This window comes from Planotetraspora sp. A-T 1434, from assembly GCF_025420585.1.
Lineage (GTDB): Bacteria > Actinomycetota > Actinomycetes > Streptosporangiales > Streptosporangiaceae > JAOEGB01.
The window spans coordinates 114,227-134,150 of record NZ_JAOEGB010000015.1; the positions used below are offsets into that span (position 1 = coordinate 114,227).

The following is a 19,924-nucleotide window of genomic DNA, read 5'->3' on the forward strand; positions in this document are numbered from 1 at the left end:
GCCACACCGTCCGCCAGGCATACGACCTCCTCTCGCCCCCCGACTCCGGAAGCCAAGCCCAGTCGCTCCATCTCTCGTCCACCGGCAACGGCGTCAGCGCCCACCTCGACGTCCGCGTCCCCTTCGAAGCCGGCCACTCCGACACGCCGGCCGTCGCCCTCGCCCACGCCGAAACCCTCGACGGAGGAGCCCTCCCCGACGCCCGAGCCGTCCACGTCGGAGGCTCAGAACCCGGGTCATGGCGGCATGCCTCCCGGCCAGGCGGGCAAGTCCAAGGGCCCCTGGCAGTGAGCCGGCGGAGCGACACCCGGCCGCGGAGGCGGGCCCGTACGAGACAGCCCGCCGACCCGAGGGCGCACTGGTTCCTCGTCGCCGTGGGAGTGCTGCTGATCACGGGAGGGCTGCTGCTCAACGGCTTCGCCCACAACGAGGTCGGGGAGACGCACGCTCCCATCGCCACCGGCACCGGGATGACTCCCGGCATGGATCTCGTCCGGGAGGGCGGACCCGTCGTGAACATGGCGGGCGCTCGGCCGGAAAGCCTCCAGATGCCCCGCAAGACCGTGGCGCTCACCTTCGACGACGGACCCGACCCCCGTTGGACGCCCCGGCTTCTGGACGTCCTCAAGCGGCACAACGCGAAGGCGACCTTCTTCGTCGTCGGCGCGCGGGCCGCTGAGGAACCCGCGCTCGTCCGCCGGATGGTGGCGGAGGGGCATGAAATCGGTAACCACACCTACACCCACGCCGACATCGCCACGACGCCCGCCTGGCGGACCCGAATGGAGCTGTCGCTGACCCAGAGGGCGCTCGCGGGAGCCGCCGGGATCCACACGCGGCTGGCGCGCCTGCCCTACTCCTCCTCGAACGACTCGGTGAGCGACGAGCAACTCAAGGCGATGCGCGTCCTCGGGGCCGAGGGCTACCTGGTGGTGCTCACCGACCTCGACTCCAGGGACTGGAGCCGGCCCGGGACCGAAAAGATCTTCAAGTCGGCGCTGCCACGGAACGGTGACGGCGCCGTCATCATGCTCCACGACGCGGGCGGCGACCGGGCGGAGACCTTGGCCGCCGTGGACAGGCTGCTGACCTGGCTGTCCCGCAAGGGCTACTCGGCCAAGACGGTCACCGACGCGGTCGGGCTCCCGTCCGCCCACACCTCCGTGGACGCCGCGGATCGGTTCACCGGCAGCGTGCTCAGCCTGGCCCAGCGGGGCTCCGCCGCCCTCACCGGCGCACTGACCTGGATCCTGGCCGTCGCCGGCGTCCTGACCCTCGTGAGGCTGCTGTTCTTTCTCACGCTCGCGTGGGTCCACGCCCGGCGGGCCCGGCTCGCGCGGGGAGAGAGGGGTGGCAGGCGCCGTCGCGGCCGCGCCCCCATCTGGGAGACGCCCCCGCCGGTCACCGTCATCGTTCCCGCCTACAACGAGGCGGCCGGCATCGAGGCCACCGTCCGGTCGCTGGTCTTCACCGACTACGCGGGCGAGGTGGAGGTCCTCGTCGTCGACGACGGCTCCTCCGACGACACCGCCCGCATCGCCGAGTCCCTGGGGCTGCCGGGCGTGCGGGTGATCCGCAAGGAGAACGGCGGCAAGCCGTCGGCGCTGAACACGGGCATCGCCCACGCGCGGCACGAGATCCTCGTCATGGTGGACGGTGACACGGTCTTCGAGCCTTCGACGATCGGAATGCTGGTGCGGCAGCTCGCCGACCCGTCGGTCGGCGCGGTCAGCGGCAACACCAAGGTCGGCAACCGCCGCGGAATGATCGGCCGGTGGCAGCACATCGAGTACGTCATCGGGTTCAACCTCGACCGGCGCGCTTTCGAGCTGCTCGGATGCATGGCGACGGTGCCGGGGGCGATCGGCGCGTTCCGCCGCTCCGCGCTGGAGTCCGTCGGCCGGGTCAGCCTGGACACCCTCGCCGAGGACACGGACCTCACGATGGCCATCTGCCGGGCCGGCTGGCGCGTCGTCTACGAGGAAGAGGCACGGGCCTGGACCGAGGCGCCCTCGTCGCTGCGCCAGCTCTGGCGCCAGCGCTACCGCTGGTGCTACGGCACCCTGCAGGCGATGTGGAAGCACCGGGGAGCCCTGCTGGAGCCGGGGCCCTTCGGCCGCCGTTGCCTGACCTACCTCACCTTGTTCCAGGTGGTGCTGCCCCTGCTGGCTCCAGTCGTCGACGTCATGGCGATCTACAGCGCGGCGGTGGGCGACCCGTTGCCCGTGGTCGCCGTGTGGGCGGGTTTCGTCACCGTCCAGGCCATGACGGGCTGGTACGCCCTGCACCTCGACCGTGAGCGGGTCTCCGCCCTGTGGGTTCTCCCGCTGCAGCAGTTCGTGTACCGCCAGCTCATGTATCTGGTGGTCATCCAGTCGGTGGCGACGGCCGTGCTGGGCGTCCGCCTGCGCTGGCACACGATCCGCCGGGAGGGCACGTTCAGCGTGTCAAAGAATCTTGAAACTTTGCCGGAAAGCGCAGAACCGGTTGTCGCGGAGGCTGCGTCTAAGAGCTGAGGGTGCTGCTCGGGACTGAAAGTGGCTTTCCCCGCCAAATGGCCGGCGAGGAAAGCCACTTTCTCTTTTCCGGCCCTCTTCCGCCCCTTCCCGCGCGGCCGTTCAGCTCAGCCAGGCCAGCAGGCGGCGCTCGGTCTCCGCGATCATGGCGAGGCTCACGTTCTCACCGGCGGTGTGGGCGAGGTTGGGGTTGCCGGGGCCGCAGTTCACGGCCGGCATGCCGAGGGCGGAGAACCGCGCCACGTCGGTCCAGCCCAGCTTGGCGCGCGGCGTGCCGCCGATGGCCTCGGCGAAGGCCGCCGCCACCGGGTGGGTCAGGCCGGGCCGGGCTCCGGGGGCGCCGTCCATGAGCCGCACCTCGAAGCCGTCGAACAGCTCGCGGACGTGGTCGAACGCCTCCTCCACGGTCAAGTCGGGGGCGAACCGGTAGTTGACGCTCACCACGCACTCGTCGGGGATCACGTTCCCCGCGACCCCGCCCCGCACGGCGATGGCGTTCAGCCCCTCGTGGTACCGCAGGCCGTCCACGACGGGACGCCGGGGCTCGTAGGCGCTGAGGATGTCGATGATCGGCTTGATGCCGTGGATGGCGTTGACGCCCTCCCACGACCTGGCGCTGTGCGCGCGGGCTCCACGCGCCACGATTTCGGCGCGAAGCGTGCCCTGGCAGCCGCCCTCGATCAGCCCGTCCGTCGGCTCCATGACGACCGCGAAGTCGCCGGCGAGCCAGTCAGGGTGGTCGCGGGTGAGCCGCAGCAGGCCGCTCCGTTCGGCCTCGATTTCCTCGCACTCGTAGAAGACGAAGGTGAGGTCGCGGTTGGGGTTCTCCAGCAGGCAGAGCTTGAGCTGGACGGCCACGCCGCTCTTCATGTCGGAGGTGCCGCAGCCGTAGAGCAGGTCGCCCTCGACCCGGCTGGGGAGGTTGCCCGCGATTGGGACGGTGTCGAGGTGCCCGGCGATCACCACCCGCTCCGGGCGACCGAGGTTCGTCCGGGCCACGATGTTCTCGCCGGCGCGGTCCACGGTCAGGTGGGAGAGCGGGGTGAGCGCCTCCTCGATGGCGTCGGCGAGCGCCTTCTCGCCTCCGCTCACCGACTCGATGTCCACGAGCCGCGCCGTCAGCGTTCCGACGTCCTGTGCAAGGTCAAGCCACATGCCCCCTCACACTAGTGGTCACGCAGGAAGTCGCTCAGCTCGGCCTTGTCGTGACGGGTGCCCTCGGCGAGGCGCCTCAGCACCAGCACGCACAGGAGGCCGAAGGTCCCGCCGGGGAACTCCCTGGGCCTGGTCCCGCCCACCGCCACGCACCAGTCCGGGACCCGGCCACGGGCGATCTCGGCGCCGGTCTGGACGTCGATGACCGGCATGGAGGCCGACAGGATCGTGCCCGCGCCGACCACCGCGCCCCTGCCGACCCGGGCGCCCTCAACGATCATCGCGCGGCTTCCGATCAGCGCGCCGTCCTCGATGACGACCGGCACCGCGTTGGGAGGCTCCAGCAAGGACCTTGAAGGCCAGCAGGATCGCCCGCTTGGCCCGCTCGTCGACGACCACGTCGCCGGTGCTCTCGTCGACGAAGGCGACCCGGGCCCTGCCGGTGTCCAGCATGTCGACCGCGGCCACCACGACGCCGCGCGCCTGCGCGTCCGCCGGGCTCAGCTCCGCCCGCCGCTCCCACAGCTCGTCGACGGCCGCCGGCCGGGAGCTGGTGAACCTCATGGCAGGCGAGCTTAACCGGGCGGGGGCACGTCCTATGTGATCCGCACGGATCCGGATGCCTTCGCGTCCTTCAGCCAGCCGTCGTGGCCCGCCACAGCCGTCCAGGACACCCCGTCATAGCGCACCTCGCGCAGGCCGTACTTCTGGGCGTGCGTGACGTACCAGGCGGCGACCAGCCAGCCGCGCCTGGCCGCGGCGTCCTCGCCGAGGGCGCGGATCAGCTGCTTGCGCGCCTCGTCGGGCTGCGGTGTGACGGGCTTGTCCGCCGGGGGGTACCAGCAGTGGACCGCCTTGGGAACGCGGCCCGTGAACGCCGCGGAGAGGATCTTCGCGGACGACTCGTGCTCGGCGTACGCCGAGCCGTCGGCCGAGCGCTGGACGGCCTGCGCCGCCTCGTGCAGCGGCATGGTCTTGTAGTGCTTGACCTTCTCCAGGGCGACGAAGAATCTCCTGGTCGCGTAGACCGGGTCCTGGAGCTGCTTCACCGTGCCCCAGCCCTGCGAGGGCCGCTGCTGGAAGACCCCCACCGAGTCGAGGTCGCCGTACGGCAGGTTGGCGAGCTTGGACTCCTGGATGGCGGTGACGTAGGCGATCTGCAACGCCCGCTCGGAGAGGCCGCGCCGCGCCGCGACGGCCGCGATGGTGGCGGCGATCTGCGCCTGGTCGATGTCGAGGTCGAGCGTGCCGTCAGGGGCCTTGATGAGGCAGTGTTCGCCCAGAGCGAACGGCTGTGCCTTCTTGAGCAAGTGGTAGGCGCCGTAGAAGATGCCCGCCGTCAGCAGGGCGACGATGACCATGATGGTCAGTGCCGTTCGGGAAAGGCGCCATGTCACGTTCCGAACCTACCCGGCGCCTCAGGGCAGCCGCTCCACGCGGATCGATCCGGGAGTGAGGGCCTGGGCGTAGCACGCCTGCCACTGGCCGCCCTGCACACGCTCGAAGGACAGCAGGCGGCCGTCGTCGGCGCGGTAGTCGGCGAAGTCCAGCAGGCCCTTGTCCGGATGGCCGGTCACGCCCTCGGAGCGGAAGGCCGCCGTCCCCCGCTCGACGGGGGAGAATTCGACGCCCTCCATGATCAGCATGTGCCGGGCGGGGACCATGCCCTCGGTCGGGACCAAGGTCCACAACAGGACCTCCAGGTGACGGGGGTCGGCGTCCGCCAGGCCGCGCCGCTCCTCGACCGACAGCCACTGGTAACGCCGGGTGCCGTCGTCGAGGAGGTAATCGGTCCACTCGGAGCCCTGCCAAGACACGTGGAGCGCGCCGATCGCCCGGGAGCGCACTCCCTCGACGTGCACGGTGTCGCCCACCTTGATCGTCCGGGGGTCGAAGTAGTCCGCGCGGGTCACCGTTGCCCTGGCCGCCGCCGGCTGCTGCTCCGGCTCCGGGGGCGGCGGTGGAGCCGCCGGAACGATGGTCCGGCCCTGCCGGGCGGTCGCCACGAACGCGCCCAGCACGATGACGAGTGTCGCGACACCCAGGATGAGCACGACCGCTGCCGTCATGCCGCGCGATCCTACTGGAGGCGGAGCACCGCCGCATCGATCCGCTCGTCGGTGGCCGTGACGGCGATCCGCACATGCTCCCGACCTGCGTCTCCGTAAAAATCGCCCGGGGCTACCAAAATCCCTTTTTCGGCCAGAGCGCGAACCTGATCCCAGCATCCGGTGCCGTCGGTGGCCCACAGGTAGAGCCCGGCCGCGGAGTGCTCGATCCGCCATCCGGCCCGCTCCAGCGCCGGGCGGAGCGCGGCCCTGCGCCGGGCGTACCGCTCCCGCTGCTCGTCGGCGTGCTCGTCGTCGTCGAGCACGGCCGCCATGGCCGCCTGGATCGGGGCCGGCACCATCATCCCCGCGTGCTTGCGCACCTCGAGGAGCCGTTTCACGAGCACGGGGTCGCCCGCGACGAACCCGGCACGGTATCCGGCGAAGTTCGACCGCTTGGACAGCGAGTGCACCGCGAGGAGCCCTTCATGGGAGCCGCCGCACACGTCCGGGTGGAGGATCGAGACGGGATCGTCCTCCCAGCCGAGCTCGATGTAGCACTCGTCGGACGCCACCACGGCGCCGCGCTCCCGCGCCCACGAGACGACCTTCCGCAGGTGCTCCGCGGGCAGCACCTTGCCCGTGGGGTTCGACGGCGAGTTCACCCAGACAAGGGGCACCCGCTCGGGCCCGAGCGCGAGCAGCCCGTCCGCGGCGTACGGCTCCGCCCCGGCCAGCCGCGCGCCCACGTCGTAGGTCGGGTAGGCCAGCTCGGGAAGGACGACCCGGTCGCCGGGGCCGACGCCGAGGAGCAGGGGCAGCCAGGCCACCAGTTCCTTGGAGCCGATCGTGGGGAGGATGTCGGCGGAGTCGACGATGACCCCGTGCCGGCGGCGCAGCCAGCCCGCGGCCGCTTCACGCAGCCGCGGGGTGCCGTACGTCTGGGGGTAACCAGGGCTGTCCGCGGCCTCGGCGAGGGCGTCCCTCGCGACCGAGGGCACGGGGTCGACCGGGGTGCCGACCGAGAGGTCGGCGATCCCGTCCGGATGCGCCTGCGCCAACTCCTTGTAGGGGGCGAGCCGATCCCACGGGAAGTCCGGCAACGCGATCAAGAAGTCCCCCCAGCCGTACGAATCCGCCTGATGCTCAGTGGTCCTCACCCTGCGGCGGGAGGGCGGCCACAACGGGGTGGTCCTTGTTGATCTTTCCGACCTTCGAGGCGCCGCCGGGCGAACCGAGGTCCTCGAAGAAATCGACGTTGGCCTTGTAGAAGTCCTTCCACTGGTCGGGAAGGTCGTCCTCGTAGAAGATCGCCTCTACCGGGCAGACCGGCTCGCACGCCCCGCAGTCCACGCACTCGTCGGGGTGGATGTAGAGCATGCGGTTGCCCTCGTAGATGCAATCGACGGGGCACTCCTCGATGCACGCCTTGTCCAGGACGTCCACGCAAGGCTGCGCGATGACGTACGTCACCTCGGGCTCCTTCTGGGTTGCACGACTCTGACCGCGGTTGCTACGACCTAGTATTGCGTTGCCCGCCCAGTAGCTGGAACAGGAGGGGGCCAATCAAGATGAGCCCTCATTTCGGAGCCCGGCTGGCGGTCGCCATCACCCCCGATGACGTGGGACGACGGGTGACGGTGCGACGCACGGACTCGGGCGCGTTCCGCGACGCCGTCGGCGTGTTGGAGTCCTGGCGCGACGGCGTGCTCACCGTACGGAAGCGGGACGGCACGCTCGTGGAGATCGCCGAGGGGACGGTCGTGGCAGCCAAGATCGTGCCTCCTCCCCGCGTGCCTCCTCGACCCGCGGCCGGAGAGCGCTGACTATACGGAGGGTGACCGTACGTGCCAGCGCTGTAATGGTGATGCTCGTCTCGGTGGCCGCGTGCTCCGCGCCCGCCGCCGACAAGAACGCCGAGAAGAAGGATCTGCCGCCGGTGAACCCGAAGGCGACCACCCTGCGGGACGGGTTCGCCACCATGGACAGGCTCGTGGAGGCGGCCCGCGACGAGGGCGCCCTGACCGTCGTGGGGCTGCCGCGCGGCTGGGTGAACTACGGCGAGATCATCGACCGTTTCTCGGACAAGTACGGCATCAAGGTCACCGGGGTCTCCCCGGACGCTAGCAGCCAGCAGGAGATCGACGCCGCCGGCGGCCCGCAGGGCGTCCCCGACGTGTTCGACCTGAGCCTCGACGTGGCCGTCGCCAACGCCAAGCGGTTCGCGCCCTACAAGGTCACGGGCTGGACGGACATCCCGGACCGGCTGAAGGACCCGAAGGGGCTCTGGTACGCCGGATACGGCGGATACATGTCGATCGGCTTCAACCCCCGGAAGATGGCGGCCCCGGCCTCCTACGCCGCGCTGCTCAAGCCGGGGAACCTGGTGGCGCTGCCCGGTGACCCGCTGCGGACCGCCTCGGCCTTCAGCGGCGTCATGGCCGCCTCGCTCAGCGGAGGCAAGCCGGACGCCGCCCGCGGGGTGGACTTCTTCGCCCAGCTCAAGAGGGCCGGCATGCTGACCCAGCCCGACCGGGCCACCTCGCTGCTCGACTGGGACTACCTCAACACGGCCAGGGCGGTTGCCGCCGAGCACGACAAGCAGGCGTGGCAGGTGACGATCCCCCGCGACGCGGTCCTCGCCTCCTACTACGTCCAGGCCATCAACGTGAACGCCCCCCACCCGGCCGCCGCACGGCTGTGGGAGGAGTTCCTGCTGTCCGACGAGGGTCAGAACCTCTATCTCAAGGGGTACGCCCGCCCGAGCCGGATGGAGGCGATGGAGATGCGCGGGACGATCGACAAGGACGCCGCGGGCAAGCTCGCTCCGGTCACCGGCACACCGGTGGTTCTCACCATCCCCGAGCAGGATCAGGCCAAGTCCTACCTCCAAGCACATTGGCCACAGACCGTGGGTTAATGGATACATCTCTGCGAGCCCAGCCGAAGCCGTACAGTGTGTCCTTATCGTCGGTATGAGGATGCGAGCTGATCTTGCGGTACGACACGCCCAGTCTCACGAGGTGGAACCCCCGTGCGTACGACAGCTCCTTCGGCTACGTCTCCGCGCACGGGGCTCCGCTCCTGGAACTGCTCGATCCCCGGCCGGGTGAGCGCGTTCTCGATCTCGGCTGCGGCACCGGCGTGCTCACCGCCGACATCGCCGCCCGCGGCAGCGAGGTCCTGGGCATCGACGGCTCGTACTCCATGATCGAGACGGCCATCGCCCAGCATCCCGGCCTGGACTTCACCGTCGGCGACGCCCACGACTTCACCGTCGCCCAGCCGTACGACGCGGTCTTCTCGAACGCGGCGCTGCACTGGATGAGCCGCGACCCGGACGCGGTGATCGGATGCGTCCGGATGGCGCTGCGGCCGGGCGGCCGGTTCGTGGCCGAGCTTGGCGGCGCCGGAAACTGCGCGGCGCTGACGTCCGCGATGCTGACCGCCTGGCGCGAGCACGGCCTGCGGGAGCCCGAGCTGCCCTGGTATTTCCCCACCCCCGCCCAATACGCCCATCGCCTGGAGAAGGCCGGCTTCACGGTGCGGCTCCTCGAATACTTCGACCGGCCCACCCCGCTCGACGAGTGCCCGAACGGCGCGGCCGACTGGGTGCGGATGTTCGCCGGCTCGCTGCTGGACGGCGTGCCGCCCGCGAACGTGGAGCCGCTGCTCCGGCGCGTCAACGAGCTCGCCGCCCCCGCCCTGCGCCGGGAGTCCGGGTGGATGGCCGACTACGTGCGCCTTCGCTTCGCCGCCGTGCGTCACTGACGGAAATGCCTACCGCGGCTGGGGGATTTGCCAGACTATGGTCTGGTCTTATGGAGTGATGGGGAAAGCATGAACTTCTGCCTGAGTGACCTCGTGCCACCGTTGCGCTGGAGTGACGCCGCCCGCATCGGCCTCCTTGGCGACCATGCCGACCTGCCCGACGCCTGGTGGCGGAGCCTGCCGATGGAGCGTGTCCTCGGCGCCATGGATCCCGACGCGCTCGGCGAGCTGCTGACGGACCTGGCGCTGGAGCACTGGCCGGCCGCGGCGGTGGGCGACGTGCTGCCCGCGCTGCACGTGCTCGATCCGGACGAGGCGGACGACCCGCAGGTCGCGATCGCGCTCGACCGGGTGGGGTCGTGGCCCGGCCTGTTAGCCCTCTCCGGCCGCGAGCTCGCCGACCAGCCGTTCATCAAGGCCCGCCCCGTGCTGACCGCGCTCTTCACCGCCGTGTTCGTACGGCTCGCGCCCCAGCAGGCCACCCCCGCCCAGCCGGTGGAACCGATCGAGCCCGCGGAGCCCGTAGAACCCATCGAGCCCGTAGAACCGATCGAACCGGTCCCTCCGATCGAGCCGGCGCTCCCGATCGAACCGGTGGCTCCGATCGAACCGGTAGAGCCCATCGAGCCGATCTCGCCGGTGATCCCGGCCCCAGAGCCGGTCCCTGCGCCGGCCCCGCCGCCGGACCGGGAGCCGGAGCCGTCCCGGCCCGTCGACCTCGACTTCCCCGCGCTCATCGACGCCGCCTTCGCCGATCTGGACGACAGGACCTGGATGGTCGCCCAGAACCGGGTGTTCACCGACGCCCCCTCGGCCGTCGAGGAGCTCGCCAAGCTGCTGGCCGTCTCCCCCGATGTCATCCAGGCGCTGGAGACCGCCCTGCGGGCCCGGCTGGCGGAGTGGCTGGCCCGGCCGGAGGCGGAGCCGTACGGCAGGCACCTGAAGTGGGTCGCCGGGCTCCTGGGGGTGGCGGCGCCCAAGTCCCGGCTGGTCACGGCGGTGGAGTGGCACGAGCGGGAGCTGCGCTCGCTCGACGTGCCGGCCTGGCAGTTCGTCCTGACCACGCTGCCCGGTTACCGGGTCTCCGGCGACTGGCTGGTGGCCGGAGATCTCGGGGAGCTGCACGGCAGGACGCGCCGCCTGATCCTCGACTCCGACCGGCCTCCGACGGTCTCCCGCGCCCTGGAGCTCGTCTCCACCCTCGGCATCCATCCCGACGTGGCCAAGGAGTGGCTGGAGAACGTGCCCCAGCTGCGGATCCAGAGCAGCAACGGCAACGGCTCACGCCCGTCCGCCGCGCAGACCCCCACGAAAACCCCAAGCCCCCCGAAAACCGACAGCCACGCGAAAACCGACAGCCCCCAGAAAACCGCGAGCCCCGCCAAAACCCAGAGTGCTCAGGGCCCGCTCAAGGACGTGGCGCTCACCCGGAGGTGCTTCCGGCAGCCGGACGGGCGCTGGTGGCTCCGGGTGGACGTCACGGGCGAGCACCTAGGCGGCGCCGAGGTGCCCCTGCCGACCGGCTTCGCCGCCTATCTGGGCCTCGCTCCGGGCGGCAGCCGTACCGTCAAGAGCGCGGCCGGAGACGTCCCCCTGGCGTGGAACGGCCGCCCGGCTCTCGGCTCGCTCCGGCGGATCCTCGGCGAGGTGGCCGCCAAGGAGGGAAGCCACATCTTCCTGACGCTCTCCGACGAGGGGATGCTGCGGGTGCGGCACCTCCCGGCGGCGAGCGGCGGCGACCCGACCACCCGGGCGCTGCGCCTGGTGGGCTACACCGCCCCCGGAGGCACCCAGGACCAGGCGGTCCGGGTGATCGCGACGAGGATCGGGCTCAGCGGGCCCGCCGGAAAGCCGGAGCTCCTCACGCGGCTGCGAGAACGCGGGGACCGCGACCTGCTGTCCCTGCTGGGATAGCGCGGTGCCCCGGCTCGCGATCTCCCCGGAGTTCACCCAGGAGCTCGACGCACTGTCCCGGCCGGTGCGGCGGGACGCGGTCGTCGCGGTACGCCGGTTCCTGAGCAACTCGCCGGCGGCCCCCCATCCGGAGAGGGTGCGCAACAGCCGCGACCCGCGCGTGGCCACCCTGCGCCTCGCCGACCGCCATCGCGGCGTCACCGTACGGCAGGGCGACGTCTACTGGCTCCTCACCGTGCTGCCCGACGCCGAGGCGTGGTCGTACGCGCAGCGGCACCGGTTCGGGGTGAACCCCGCGATCGGGGTGATCGAGACCTGGGACGCCGAGGCGCTGGAACGGATCGAGCCCGCACTGTCGAGGGCGGCGGAGAGCACGGACCTGCGGCTGTTCGCCCACATCTGCGACGCCGACCTCCTGGGCATCGGCATCGACCACCGGCTGCTTCCCCTCCTGCGGCTGATGACCTCCGAGACGCATCTGACCGCGGTGGAGCCGCTGCTGCCGGAGAGCCAGTTCGCCCCTCTGTGGGCCCTGGCCCGGGGCGGCTCGCTGGCGGCGGCCTGGCGGGAGCTGGACCACTGCCGGGCGTCGGCCGTCGACGTGGTCGATCCCGACGACCTGGCGGCCGCGCTGTGGCGCAGCCCCGGCCAGGCCGCGTTCGCCGCCGACCGGCACGAGCTCGACCGGATCCTCACGCTGCCGCACTGGTGCACCTTCCTCCACCCGCCGCAGCACACCTACTCCCACTGGAAGCGGTACGACTGGCCCGTGCTCGTGACCGGCGGCGCGGGCACCGGAAAGACGATCATCGCGCTGCACCGGGCGGCCTACCTCGCGCGCGCCGGCAACGGGCCGGTCCTGCTGGTGACCTTCTCCCAGGGCCTCGCCACCGAGCTCTCCTCGCGGCTGGACATGCTCCTCGACGACGAGATGGTCCGCAAACGCGTCGAGGTCGGCAACGTGGACCGGCTCGCCCATCGCATCGTCTCCGAGGCGGAGGGGCGCTCGCCGGCCCTGGTCGGCGCCGGAGACCTGGCCACCTTATGGCAGGAAGCGGCGGGCAGCCGGTTCGGGGCCGCGTTCCTGCTGCGCGAGTGGGAGCAGGTCATCCTGGCCCAGAACCTCCGCACGCTGGAGGAGTATCAGGCGGCCCACCGTCCCGGCCGGAGCGTCGAGCTGAGCGCGGAGAGCCGCGACGGCGTGTGGGAGGCCGTCCAGCACGTCGTCGGGCGGCTGAGGGAGGGCGGCCGCCGGACGCTCCTGCAACTGGCCTCCGACGCGGCCGCGCTGCTCGGGCAGGCCACCGGCGACCTGCTCGGCGACGAGGCCCCGGGGCGGGAGCCGTACCGGCACATCGTGGTGGACGAGGGGCAGGACCTGCACCCGGCCCAGTGGCGGCTGCTGCGGGCGGCGGTGCCCGCCGCCCCGAACGACCTCTTCGTGGTGGGCGACCCGCACCAGCGCATGTTCGACACCAGGGTCGCGCTGGCCGCGCTCGGCATCCCGGCCCGCAGGTTCCACCTCAAGATCTCCTACCGGCTGCCGCAGGAGATCCTGTCATGGGGCGTGCGGCTGCGCGGCGGCGGGCCGGCCGACGGCCTCGTCGAGGGCAACGCCGAGCTGTACGGCTACCGCGCGGTGCGGCACGGGCCCCGGCCGATCGTCCTGGGATACGTCAGCCCTGAAGCCGAAATCTCTGGACTCGTCTCTCACATCGCCGGATGGCTCAAGGAAGGCGTGCCCACGCGGGAGATCGCCGTCGCCGCACGCACCGCCGACCTGGTCAAGACGGCCCGTACGGCACTGCGCGAGGCCGGCATAACGGTCAAGGTGACCATGCTCCACGGGATGAAGGGGCTGGAATTCCGCCGGGTGGCCGTGATAGGCGTGGCTGACGGAATCGTGCCGGCGCCCGACGCGCTGACCCCGGCCGCCGAGGATCCGGCGGCCCGGGCACACGATCTGCAAAGGGAACGGGGGCTGCTGTACGTGGCGTGCACGCGGGCCGGCGAGCTGCTCTACGTGTCCTATTCCGGCCGGGCGAGTCCCTTCCTGCCCGCCTGATCCCATAGTCTGAACTGCGGATATATTCCCCTTGCCGGTTGGACCTGCATTGAATCTGAGCCTGAGCGACATCGTGCCTCCGCTGCGCTGGACCGCACCCAGCCAAGTAGAGCCGATCGCGAGCGACCCCGGTCTCCCCGACGCGTGGTGGCAGGCACTACCGCTCGACCGGGCGTGCGCGACGGTGGGCACGGCCCAGGTCGCGTCCCGGCTTGCCGACCTCACGACCGCCTGCTGGGGACATCTGGTCCTCGGCGACATCCTGCCGCTGCTCAGGTTCACCGATCCTGAGGAGAGCCTCCAGACGCCGGGGCCGCGCGAGAGCGTGCACAAGCTGTTCATCGGGGTGATCGACAAGCTGCTGGCGACGGAGCCCTCCGAGGGCGCCTCGGACGCCCCCGTCCCGCCCGCGCTGCCCGAGCGGCCGCTGCCCGAGATCATCGACGAGGTCTTCGCCCGCCTGGACGACCGGCAGCGGGCCATCGCCAGGGACCGCCTCTACTTCGACGCCTCGGAGGAGGCCGGGCAGCGGGCCACGCTCGACGACCTGGCCCAGCGGTTCTCCGTCACCCGCGAGCGCATCCGGCAGATCGAGCGCGATCTCCGCGACCACGTCGTCGCGTGGCTGGCGAGCCCCGAGGCTGCCCCTCTCACCGCCCACCTGTCGTGGCTGCGCACCCGGCTCGGCTCCGCCGTACCGGCCGACGACCTCGCCGCGGCGGTGCCCTGGCACCGCACCGACCTGGCCACCCTCGCCATCCCGGCGTGGCGCTTCGTCCGCACGCTCCTGACGGGCTACGAGCAGGTGGACGGCTGGCTGGTCGCAGGAGGCGCCGACGAGCTGAGGGAGAAGACGCGGCAGCTCTTCACCGACGGGCCGCGGCCGCTGGAGGAGGCCGTGTCCATGGTGTCCCAGCTCGGGATCCGGGAGGACCTGGCCGAGCGGTGGCTCGCCTTCGTGCCGCACCTGCGGCTCCTGGAGGGGCACGTCGTCCCGTGGCCGCGCAGCGTCAACGACAAGGCCGAGGCCGTCCTGGCCGTCGCCGGGACGCCGCTGACGCCCGAGGAGATCCAGACGCGGATCGGCGAGGACTATAGCCTCGTGGGGATCCGCAACCAGCTAACGGCCGACGAGCGGTTCCTCCGCCTCGACCGCAACAAGTACGGCCTACGGCGCTGGGGCGGCGAGGAGTATCTGGGCATCCGCGAGATGATCATCCGGGAGATCGAGCGGGCCGGGGGCGAGGCCTCGGTCAGCACGGTCGTGGGCAACCTGACCTCCCGCTACGAGGTGAGCGAGAGCTCGGTCCGGGCGTACGCCGGCGGCCCCGGGTTCGAGCGCACTCAGCGGGGCTGGATCAGGGTCGCCGGGCAGGAGCACGCCGAGCCGTACCAGCCGCGCCGGGACGTGTCGATGACCCGCCGCTGCTTCCGCAGCCGCGACGGCCGCTGGTGGCACCGGGTCGACGTCAACGCCGAGCACCTGCGCGGCTCGGGCTCGCCGCTCCCGACCGGGTTCGCCGCCCACCTCGGGATGGCTCCGGGCGGGCAGCTCACCGCCTCCACGGCGCAGGGCGAGGTGGTGATCAGCTGGCACAACCAGCCGACGATGGGCTCCATCAGGCCGGTGCTCGCGGAGTACAACGCCGCGGAGGGCGACCACGTCTTCCTGACCGTCTCCGACGGCGGCGAGCTGCTCACCCGCTTCCTGCCGGCCGCGGCGGCGAGCGTTCCGGCGCTCAACCAGGCCCTGCACCTCATCGGCTACACGGCTCCCGTGGCGTCCGAGGCGGAGGGGCTGCGGCTCATCGGCGCCCGCATCGGCCTCCCGGACGGCGCTCTCCGCGAAGAGATCCTCGAGCGTCTCCGCGAAAGGGGCGATCGCGACATCCTGGGGTTCCTCTCGTAGGCTCGGAGCATGTTGCGGCTCTACGACACGCGCGCCAGGCAGGTGGAGCCGATCGTCCCGGCGGGGTCGCGGGTCCTTCGGATGTACACCTGCGGCCCGACCGTCTACCGGCACGCCCACGTGGGAAACCTGCGGTCGTACCTGCTGTCCGACCTGATCAGGCGGGTGGCGGAGCGGCACGGGCTGCGGGCCGTCGTCTGCCAGAACATCACCGACGTGGGCCACCTGGTGGACGACGCCGAGATCGATCCCACCGGCGAGGACAAGGTCCTGGCCCAGGCCCGGCGGGAGGGTCGCTCCGCGCTGGAGATCGCGCGGTTCTACGAGGACGCGTTCCGGCGTGACACGCTGGCGCTGAACATCCACACGCCGCGGCACACACCACGGGCCACCGAGACGATCGACCTGATGATCGAGCTGATCGCCCGGCTGATCGAGAAGGGCCACGCCTACGCCGTGCCGGACGGCTCCGTGTTCTTCGACGCGACGTCGTTCCCGACTTACGGCGAAATTTCAGGGAATCGGCTTGATCAGCTCAAGCCCGGCCACCGGGTCGAGGGCGTTGACTCGCGCAAGCGGTTCCACGCCGACTGGGCCCTGTGGAAGGCCTCCGGGCGCGAGATGACCTGGGACGCTCCCTGGGGCCGCGGCTTCCCCGGCTGGCACGTCGAGTGCTCGGCCATGTCGCTGCGCTTCCTCGGGGACCGTGTCGACGTCCACACGGGCGGCATAGACCTGCGCTTCCCCCACCACGAGGACGAGCGGGCCCAGTCGAACGCGGCCACCGGCCACGAGGTCGTCGGCCACTGGGTCCACGGCGAGCACCTGCTCTTCGACGGCCGCAAGATGTCCAAGTCGACCGGCAACGTCGTGCTCCTGTCCGACGTCGCCGAGGCCGGTCTCGACCCGCTGGCCATACGGCTGGCCCTGATGGAGCACCGCTACCGGCAGCAGATGAACCTGACGTGGGACACCCTCCGGGCGGCCGACCGGACGCTCAGGCGGTGGCGGCTGCGAGTGGCCGAGTGGGCGGAGTCACCGAGCCGCCCGATCGACGCCGGGCACTCCGCGCGGATCCAGCAGGCGCTCGACGACGACCTCGACACGCCGCTGGCCCTGCGCCTGCTGCGGGACCTCGAACGGGACGACTCGGTGGCTCCCGGATCCCGGTTCGAGACGTTCCTCCACTTCGACCACATCCTGGGCCTGGACCTGTCGACCGAGATCGGCAAGGTCTCCGTGCTGCCGCCCGGCGCCTCCGAGCTGCTCGAACGGCGCGAGCGCGCGCGGGCGGCAGGGGACTGGGCCGCCTCGGACCGGCTCCGCGACGAGCTGACCGAGCTCGGGGTGCGAGTGTCGGACACCCCCGAGGGCCAAACCGCCCAACCCCTCCAGCCGTGATCATGCAGGGTTTCCTTGGCGTGCCACTTGACCTGGCGAAATGCGATTGGTGATCATGTAAGGGCGCACCGGGGCAACGATGCATGATCACGGCCCAGATGTGGCCAGCTCAGACACCCCGCCCGGGAACCCGTGCATGATCACGGTCGGGAGATGGACACCTTGGGACGCATGGCCGGGAACTTGTGCATGATCACGACATGGTCACGGGTCAAATTTTAGGAGGCTCCGAGCGCTGACGACGACGCCGTCCTCGTCGCTGTAGAGCCACTCCCCCGGCGTGAAGGTCACGCCGCCGAAGCTCACCGGGACGTCGACCTCTCCCAGGCCGTGCTTGGCGCTCTTGCGCGGATTCGAGCCGAGCGCCTTGATCCCCAGGTCGAGCCGGCCGAGGGCCACCGTGTCCCTGACCGCGCCGTTGATGATCACACCGGACCAGCCGTTCTTCACGGCGGAGGCGGCGATCAGATCGCCCATCAGGGCCGTCCGCAGCGAGCCGCCGCCGTCCACGACGAGCACCCGGCCCTGCCCCGGGGCCGCGAGCACCTGCTTCACGAGCGCGTTGTCCTCCAGGCAGCGGACCGTGGCGATCGGCCCGGAGAACCGGGTGCGGGAGCCGTACGAGCGGAACTGGGTGACGCAGCTGCTCAGCGCGTCGCCGTGAGCATCGAAGAGATCAGCGGTGGCGAACGTCATGGCCGCATTCTGTCAGGGCGCCATGGTGTTCCAGGGGAGAGGTGTTTCTCAGCGTTCTCTCTGGTCCTCCCGAGGCGCGACCAGTGCGGCGAGCCGGTCGAGGGCGCGCTCCGCCTCACGGCGCACGCCGAGGGGCACGATCGCGGCCCGGCCCGGAACCCTTACTCCGCCGGTGAGCGCGACCCTGGTGCCACCGCCCGGTTCGGCTGCCGCGGCGGCGCCGATGAGGAGGAACCGGCTTTGCAGCCAGCACCAACCGGGCCGTAGGACCCCGTCGAACCGGGCTCGCATGCCGAAGCGGCTCCAGGCGCGGGCCTCCAGCCGTTCACCGTCCGTGCGAATCACCCGGATATGGCGCATGTCCGGTTCGATGAGGCCGAAGGAGCCCTCGATGTCGGCCAGGAGCGCCCAGACCTCGGTGAACGGTGCGTCCAGGAGCCGCTCGGTGACGTGCGCTCCGGGGATGCCGGCGGCCAGGACGTGCAGGCGGCGGACCTCGTCGAGATCGGCGGTCGGCCAGTGTGCTGTCATGACGTCCACGCCTTTCGGAAGCTGTCCCTGGCCCTGTGCAGCCGGGATTTGATGGTGCCGGTGGGGATGCCGAGGAGTTCGGCGGCGGCGTGTTCGTCGAGCCCCTCGACGTCGCGGAGGGTCAGGACGGCTCGATGTTCAGGTGACAGCCGGGTCAGTACGTCGCGGATGTCGGCCGCCAACTGCGGGTCGCCTACCGCCGGCACTTCGGTGAGCTCGGCCGGGGTCGAGCGGGAGTCGCGGTGGGCGACCCGGATGGCCTCGCGGACCGCGATCCGGCGGACCCAGCCGTACAGCGCTGCCGGCTCCTTCAGAGTGCGCAGTGCGCGGAAGATCGCGACGAGGGCCTCCTGAGTGGCGTCATCCCCGTTGGGCAAGGCGATCGGCCCGCAGATCCGGCCCACGTAGGGGGTGAGCCGGTCCAGGAGTTCGTTCATCGCGAGTGTGTCGCCGTTCTGGGCGGCGCGCACCAGGCGGGCGTCGTCACCGGACACTCAGAAAGTCTTCCATGAGGGCGGTGACCTGGTCGGGGCAGTCCAGAGTCAGAGCATGGCCGCAGCCGTTGAGGACAGCCACTTTGGCGCCCGGGAGGATCCGGCCGAAAGTGGAAGCCTGAGCGACCGGCAGGACCGTGTCCTGGGCACCCCACACGATCAGGGTCGGCTGAGTGGTGCGGTGGAGCCGGTCCTGGGTGATCCGCCAGTCCAGGCCGCGTTCGAGCAGGTACACCGAGCGCAGGTTGTCCCGCAGCGTGCCGGGCGCCCACATCGCGTCGATGACCTGGTCGGTGACGCGTTCCTTGTGAACGAACAGATCCCGGATGCCGGCGGCCACGCCGGCACGGCTGCCGACGCCGACATTGGTCAGAAGCTCGCCAACCACAAGCGGCTTGAGGATCTCCCAGCTCCACACGTCGCGTTCGGCCAGGCCGGACGGGGCGAGCAGCATAAGGCCGCTGACCGGCCGCGGGTGGCTTTGCGCGTAGGCGAGGGCCCAGCCGCCGCTCCAGGAGTTCCCACCCAGGACCGCCGTCCGCACGCCGACGGCGTTCAGGAAGCTGTCGACAGCCGAGGTCATCGACGACAGGTCGAAGCGGAATCCGCGGTCGTACAACTCGGTGAAACCCTGGCCGGGCAGGTCCACGACGTCACCGGTATGGGTCCGCGAGATCGCGGCCAGCTGGGGCCGCCTGGCGAACGTCGAGGAGGCTCCGGGTGAGAGCAGGACCACCGCCGGGCCCTGCCCCTCGCGCAGATAGTGGAACCGCGCGACGGGCGTCTCCACGTAGCGAGAGCCGGCCTCGGGCCGATATCCGCGCTGCCGCTCGGGGGCGTAGCCGTGGGCCCCGTACAAGGCCGAGGCGGCGGCGATCAGCAGCGGCACGGCCAAGGCGGTGTTCTGGACCCAGGACCGGCCGTTCACCTCCTGCCGGGCCACGGCGGCCGCCGCGGCGCCCAGGACCAGGCATGCCGGGGTGTACACGAACAGGTTCAGCCAGTAGAACGCCGTGTCGGTGCGCACCCCTATCCCGCACGCCCACACGAGTCCGGCCAGCGCCCGGACCAGCAGCCCGGCGGTCACGGCCACAGTGCCGGCCTGTAGCAGCCATCCGATCCGATGCCGGCGGCCGAGCCTGGCACGGCCACCGACCAGCAGCGCGGCTGCGAACAGGAGCGCCGTCAGCGGCAGCAGAACCCCAGGCGTGAACGGCACCTGGAATCCGAGCACCGCCAGGGACAGTGTGCGGGAGTCGGGCGCGGGCCAGGTCAGGCCCGTCGACCAGTACGCGTGGGCCACGCCGTCGACGGCGAGCACGGCGGCGACCAGTGTCCCGGCCCGCCGGACCATCTCTTCTCTCACAACGGTTCCTCTGCTGGAGTGACTGTGTCATCCAGGAAGAGGAAGATCACGGGGAAAA

At 71.1% G+C, this 19,924-nt stretch carries 17 protein-coding genes and 1 pseudogene; 8 read left to right on the forward strand and 10 right to left on the reverse strand.

Annotated elements, in window-relative coordinates; all coding sequences use genetic code 11:
* Window positions 1-287 precede the first annotated feature (287 nt).
* On the forward strand, window positions 288-2,516 hold the full coding sequence (locus N5079_RS20660) for a bifunctional polysaccharide deacetylase/glycosyltransferase family 2 protein (RefSeq protein WP_261585586.1): 2,229 nt from the start codon (window positions 288-290) through the stop codon (window positions 2,514-2,516).
* A gap of 102 nt (window positions 2,517-2,618) precedes the next feature.
* Here the strand turns inward: N5079_RS20660 and dapE are convergent, their stop codons facing one another.
* The 6 genes and pseudogenes from dapE to fdxA all read right to left on the reverse strand — a co-directional run bounded on the left by dapE (window position 2,619) and on the right by fdxA (window position 7,192).
* The gene (gene dapE, locus N5079_RS20665) at window positions 2,619-3,671 is read right to left on the reverse strand and encodes a succinyl-diaminopimelate desuccinylase (protein ID WP_261585587.1); all 1,053 of its coding nucleotides are present in this window, start codon (window positions 3,669-3,671) and stop codon (window positions 2,619-2,621) included.
* An 11-nt stretch (window positions 3,672-3,682) separates the two neighbouring features.
* Window positions 3,683-4,235, reverse strand: a pseudogene (locus N5079_RS20670) (DapH/DapD/GlmU-related protein).
* A gap of 32 nt (window positions 4,236-4,267) precedes the next feature.
* On the reverse strand, window positions 4,268-5,032 hold the full coding sequence (locus tag N5079_RS20675; protein ID WP_261585588.1) for a hypothetical protein: 765 nt from the start codon (window positions 5,030-5,032) through the stop codon (window positions 4,268-4,270).
* 57 nt (window positions 5,033-5,089) lie between these two features.
* Complete coding sequence (locus N5079_RS20680; protein ID WP_261585589.1) at window positions 5,090-5,740, reverse strand: DUF4178 domain-containing protein; 651 nt, start codon at window positions 5,738-5,740, stop codon at window positions 5,090-5,092.
* Between the two features lie 11 nt (window positions 5,741-5,751).
* On the reverse strand, window positions 5,752-6,831 hold the full coding sequence (gene dapC, locus N5079_RS20685) for a succinyldiaminopimelate transaminase (protein ID WP_261585590.1): 1,080 nt from the start codon (window positions 6,829-6,831) through the stop codon (window positions 5,752-5,754).
* A gap of 34 nt (window positions 6,832-6,865) precedes the next feature.
* Entirely contained in the window at window positions 6,866-7,192 is a 327-nt protein-coding gene (gene fdxA, locus N5079_RS20690) for a ferredoxin (RefSeq protein ID WP_261585591.1), read from the reverse strand.
* A 98-nt stretch (window positions 7,193-7,290) separates the two neighbouring features.
* Here fdxA and N5079_RS20695 point away from each other — a divergent pair, with 98 nt between their 5' ends.
* The 7 genes from N5079_RS20695 to cysS all read left to right on the forward strand — a co-directional run bounded on the left by N5079_RS20695 (window position 7,291) and on the right by cysS (window position 16,779).
* Complete coding sequence (locus N5079_RS20695; protein WP_261585592.1) at window positions 7,291-7,545, forward strand: hypothetical protein; 255 nt, start codon at window positions 7,291-7,293, stop codon at window positions 7,543-7,545.
* An 11-nt stretch (window positions 7,546-7,556) separates the two neighbouring features.
* On the forward strand, window positions 7,557-8,639 hold the full coding sequence (locus N5079_RS20700) for an ABC transporter substrate-binding protein (protein WP_261585593.1): 1,083 nt from the start codon (window positions 7,557-7,559) through the stop codon (window positions 8,637-8,639).
* Between the two features lie 74 nt (window positions 8,640-8,713).
* A complete protein-coding gene (locus N5079_RS20705; protein ID WP_261585594.1) occupies window positions 8,714-9,490 on the forward strand; it encodes a class I SAM-dependent methyltransferase in 777 nt (258 codons plus the stop codon).
* A gap of 69 nt (window positions 9,491-9,559) precedes the next feature.
* A complete protein-coding gene (locus N5079_RS20710) occupies window positions 9,560-11,404 on the forward strand; it encodes a hypothetical protein (RefSeq protein ID WP_261585595.1) in 1,845 nt (614 codons plus the stop codon).
* Window positions 11,405-11,408: 4 nt separating this feature from the next.
* Window positions 11,409-13,469, forward strand: a complete 2,061-nt coding sequence (locus N5079_RS20715; protein ID WP_261585596.1) for a UvrD-helicase domain-containing protein — start codon at window positions 11,409-11,411, stop codon at window positions 13,467-13,469.
* Between the two features lie 49 nt (window positions 13,470-13,518).
* On the forward strand, window positions 13,519-15,378 hold the full coding sequence (locus tag N5079_RS20720) for a sigma factor-like helix-turn-helix DNA-binding protein (RefSeq protein WP_261585597.1): 1,860 nt from the start codon (window positions 13,519-13,521) through the stop codon (window positions 15,376-15,378).
* A 9-nt stretch (window positions 15,379-15,387) separates the two neighbouring features.
* A complete protein-coding gene (cysS, locus tag N5079_RS20725; protein WP_261585598.1) occupies window positions 15,388-16,779 on the forward strand; it encodes a cysteine--tRNA ligase in 1,392 nt (463 codons plus the stop codon).
* 204 nt (window positions 16,780-16,983) lie between these two features.
* Here cysS and rraA read toward each other — a convergent pair whose 3' ends face one another.
* From rraA to N5079_RS20745, 4 genes are read right to left on the reverse strand one after another with little or no spacing between them, the layout of a single operon-like run.
* Entirely contained in the window at window positions 16,984-17,475 is a 492-nt protein-coding gene (gene rraA / locus N5079_RS20730) for a ribonuclease E activity regulator RraA (RefSeq protein WP_261585599.1), read from the reverse strand.
* A 48-nt stretch (window positions 17,476-17,523) separates the two neighbouring features.
* On the reverse strand, window positions 17,524-18,006 hold the full coding sequence (locus N5079_RS20735) for a hypothetical protein (protein WP_261585600.1): 483 nt from the start codon (window positions 18,004-18,006) through the stop codon (window positions 17,524-17,526).
* Window positions 18,003-18,500 carry an RNA polymerase sigma factor gene (locus N5079_RS20740; RefSeq protein WP_261585601.1) on the reverse strand — a complete coding sequence of 166 codons (498 nt, stop codon included), beginning with the start codon at window positions 18,498-18,500 and terminating at the stop codon, window positions 18,003-18,005. Before N5079_RS20740 ends, N5079_RS20735 begins: the two co-directional genes overlap by 4 nt.
* The gene (locus tag N5079_RS20745) at window positions 18,490-19,866 is read right to left on the reverse strand and encodes an alpha/beta fold hydrolase (RefSeq protein ID WP_261585602.1); all 1,377 of its coding nucleotides are present in this window, start codon (window positions 19,864-19,866) and stop codon (window positions 18,490-18,492) included. Before N5079_RS20745 ends, N5079_RS20740 begins: the two co-directional genes overlap by 11 nt.
* Between the last annotated feature and the right edge of the window lie 58 nt (window positions 19,867-19,924).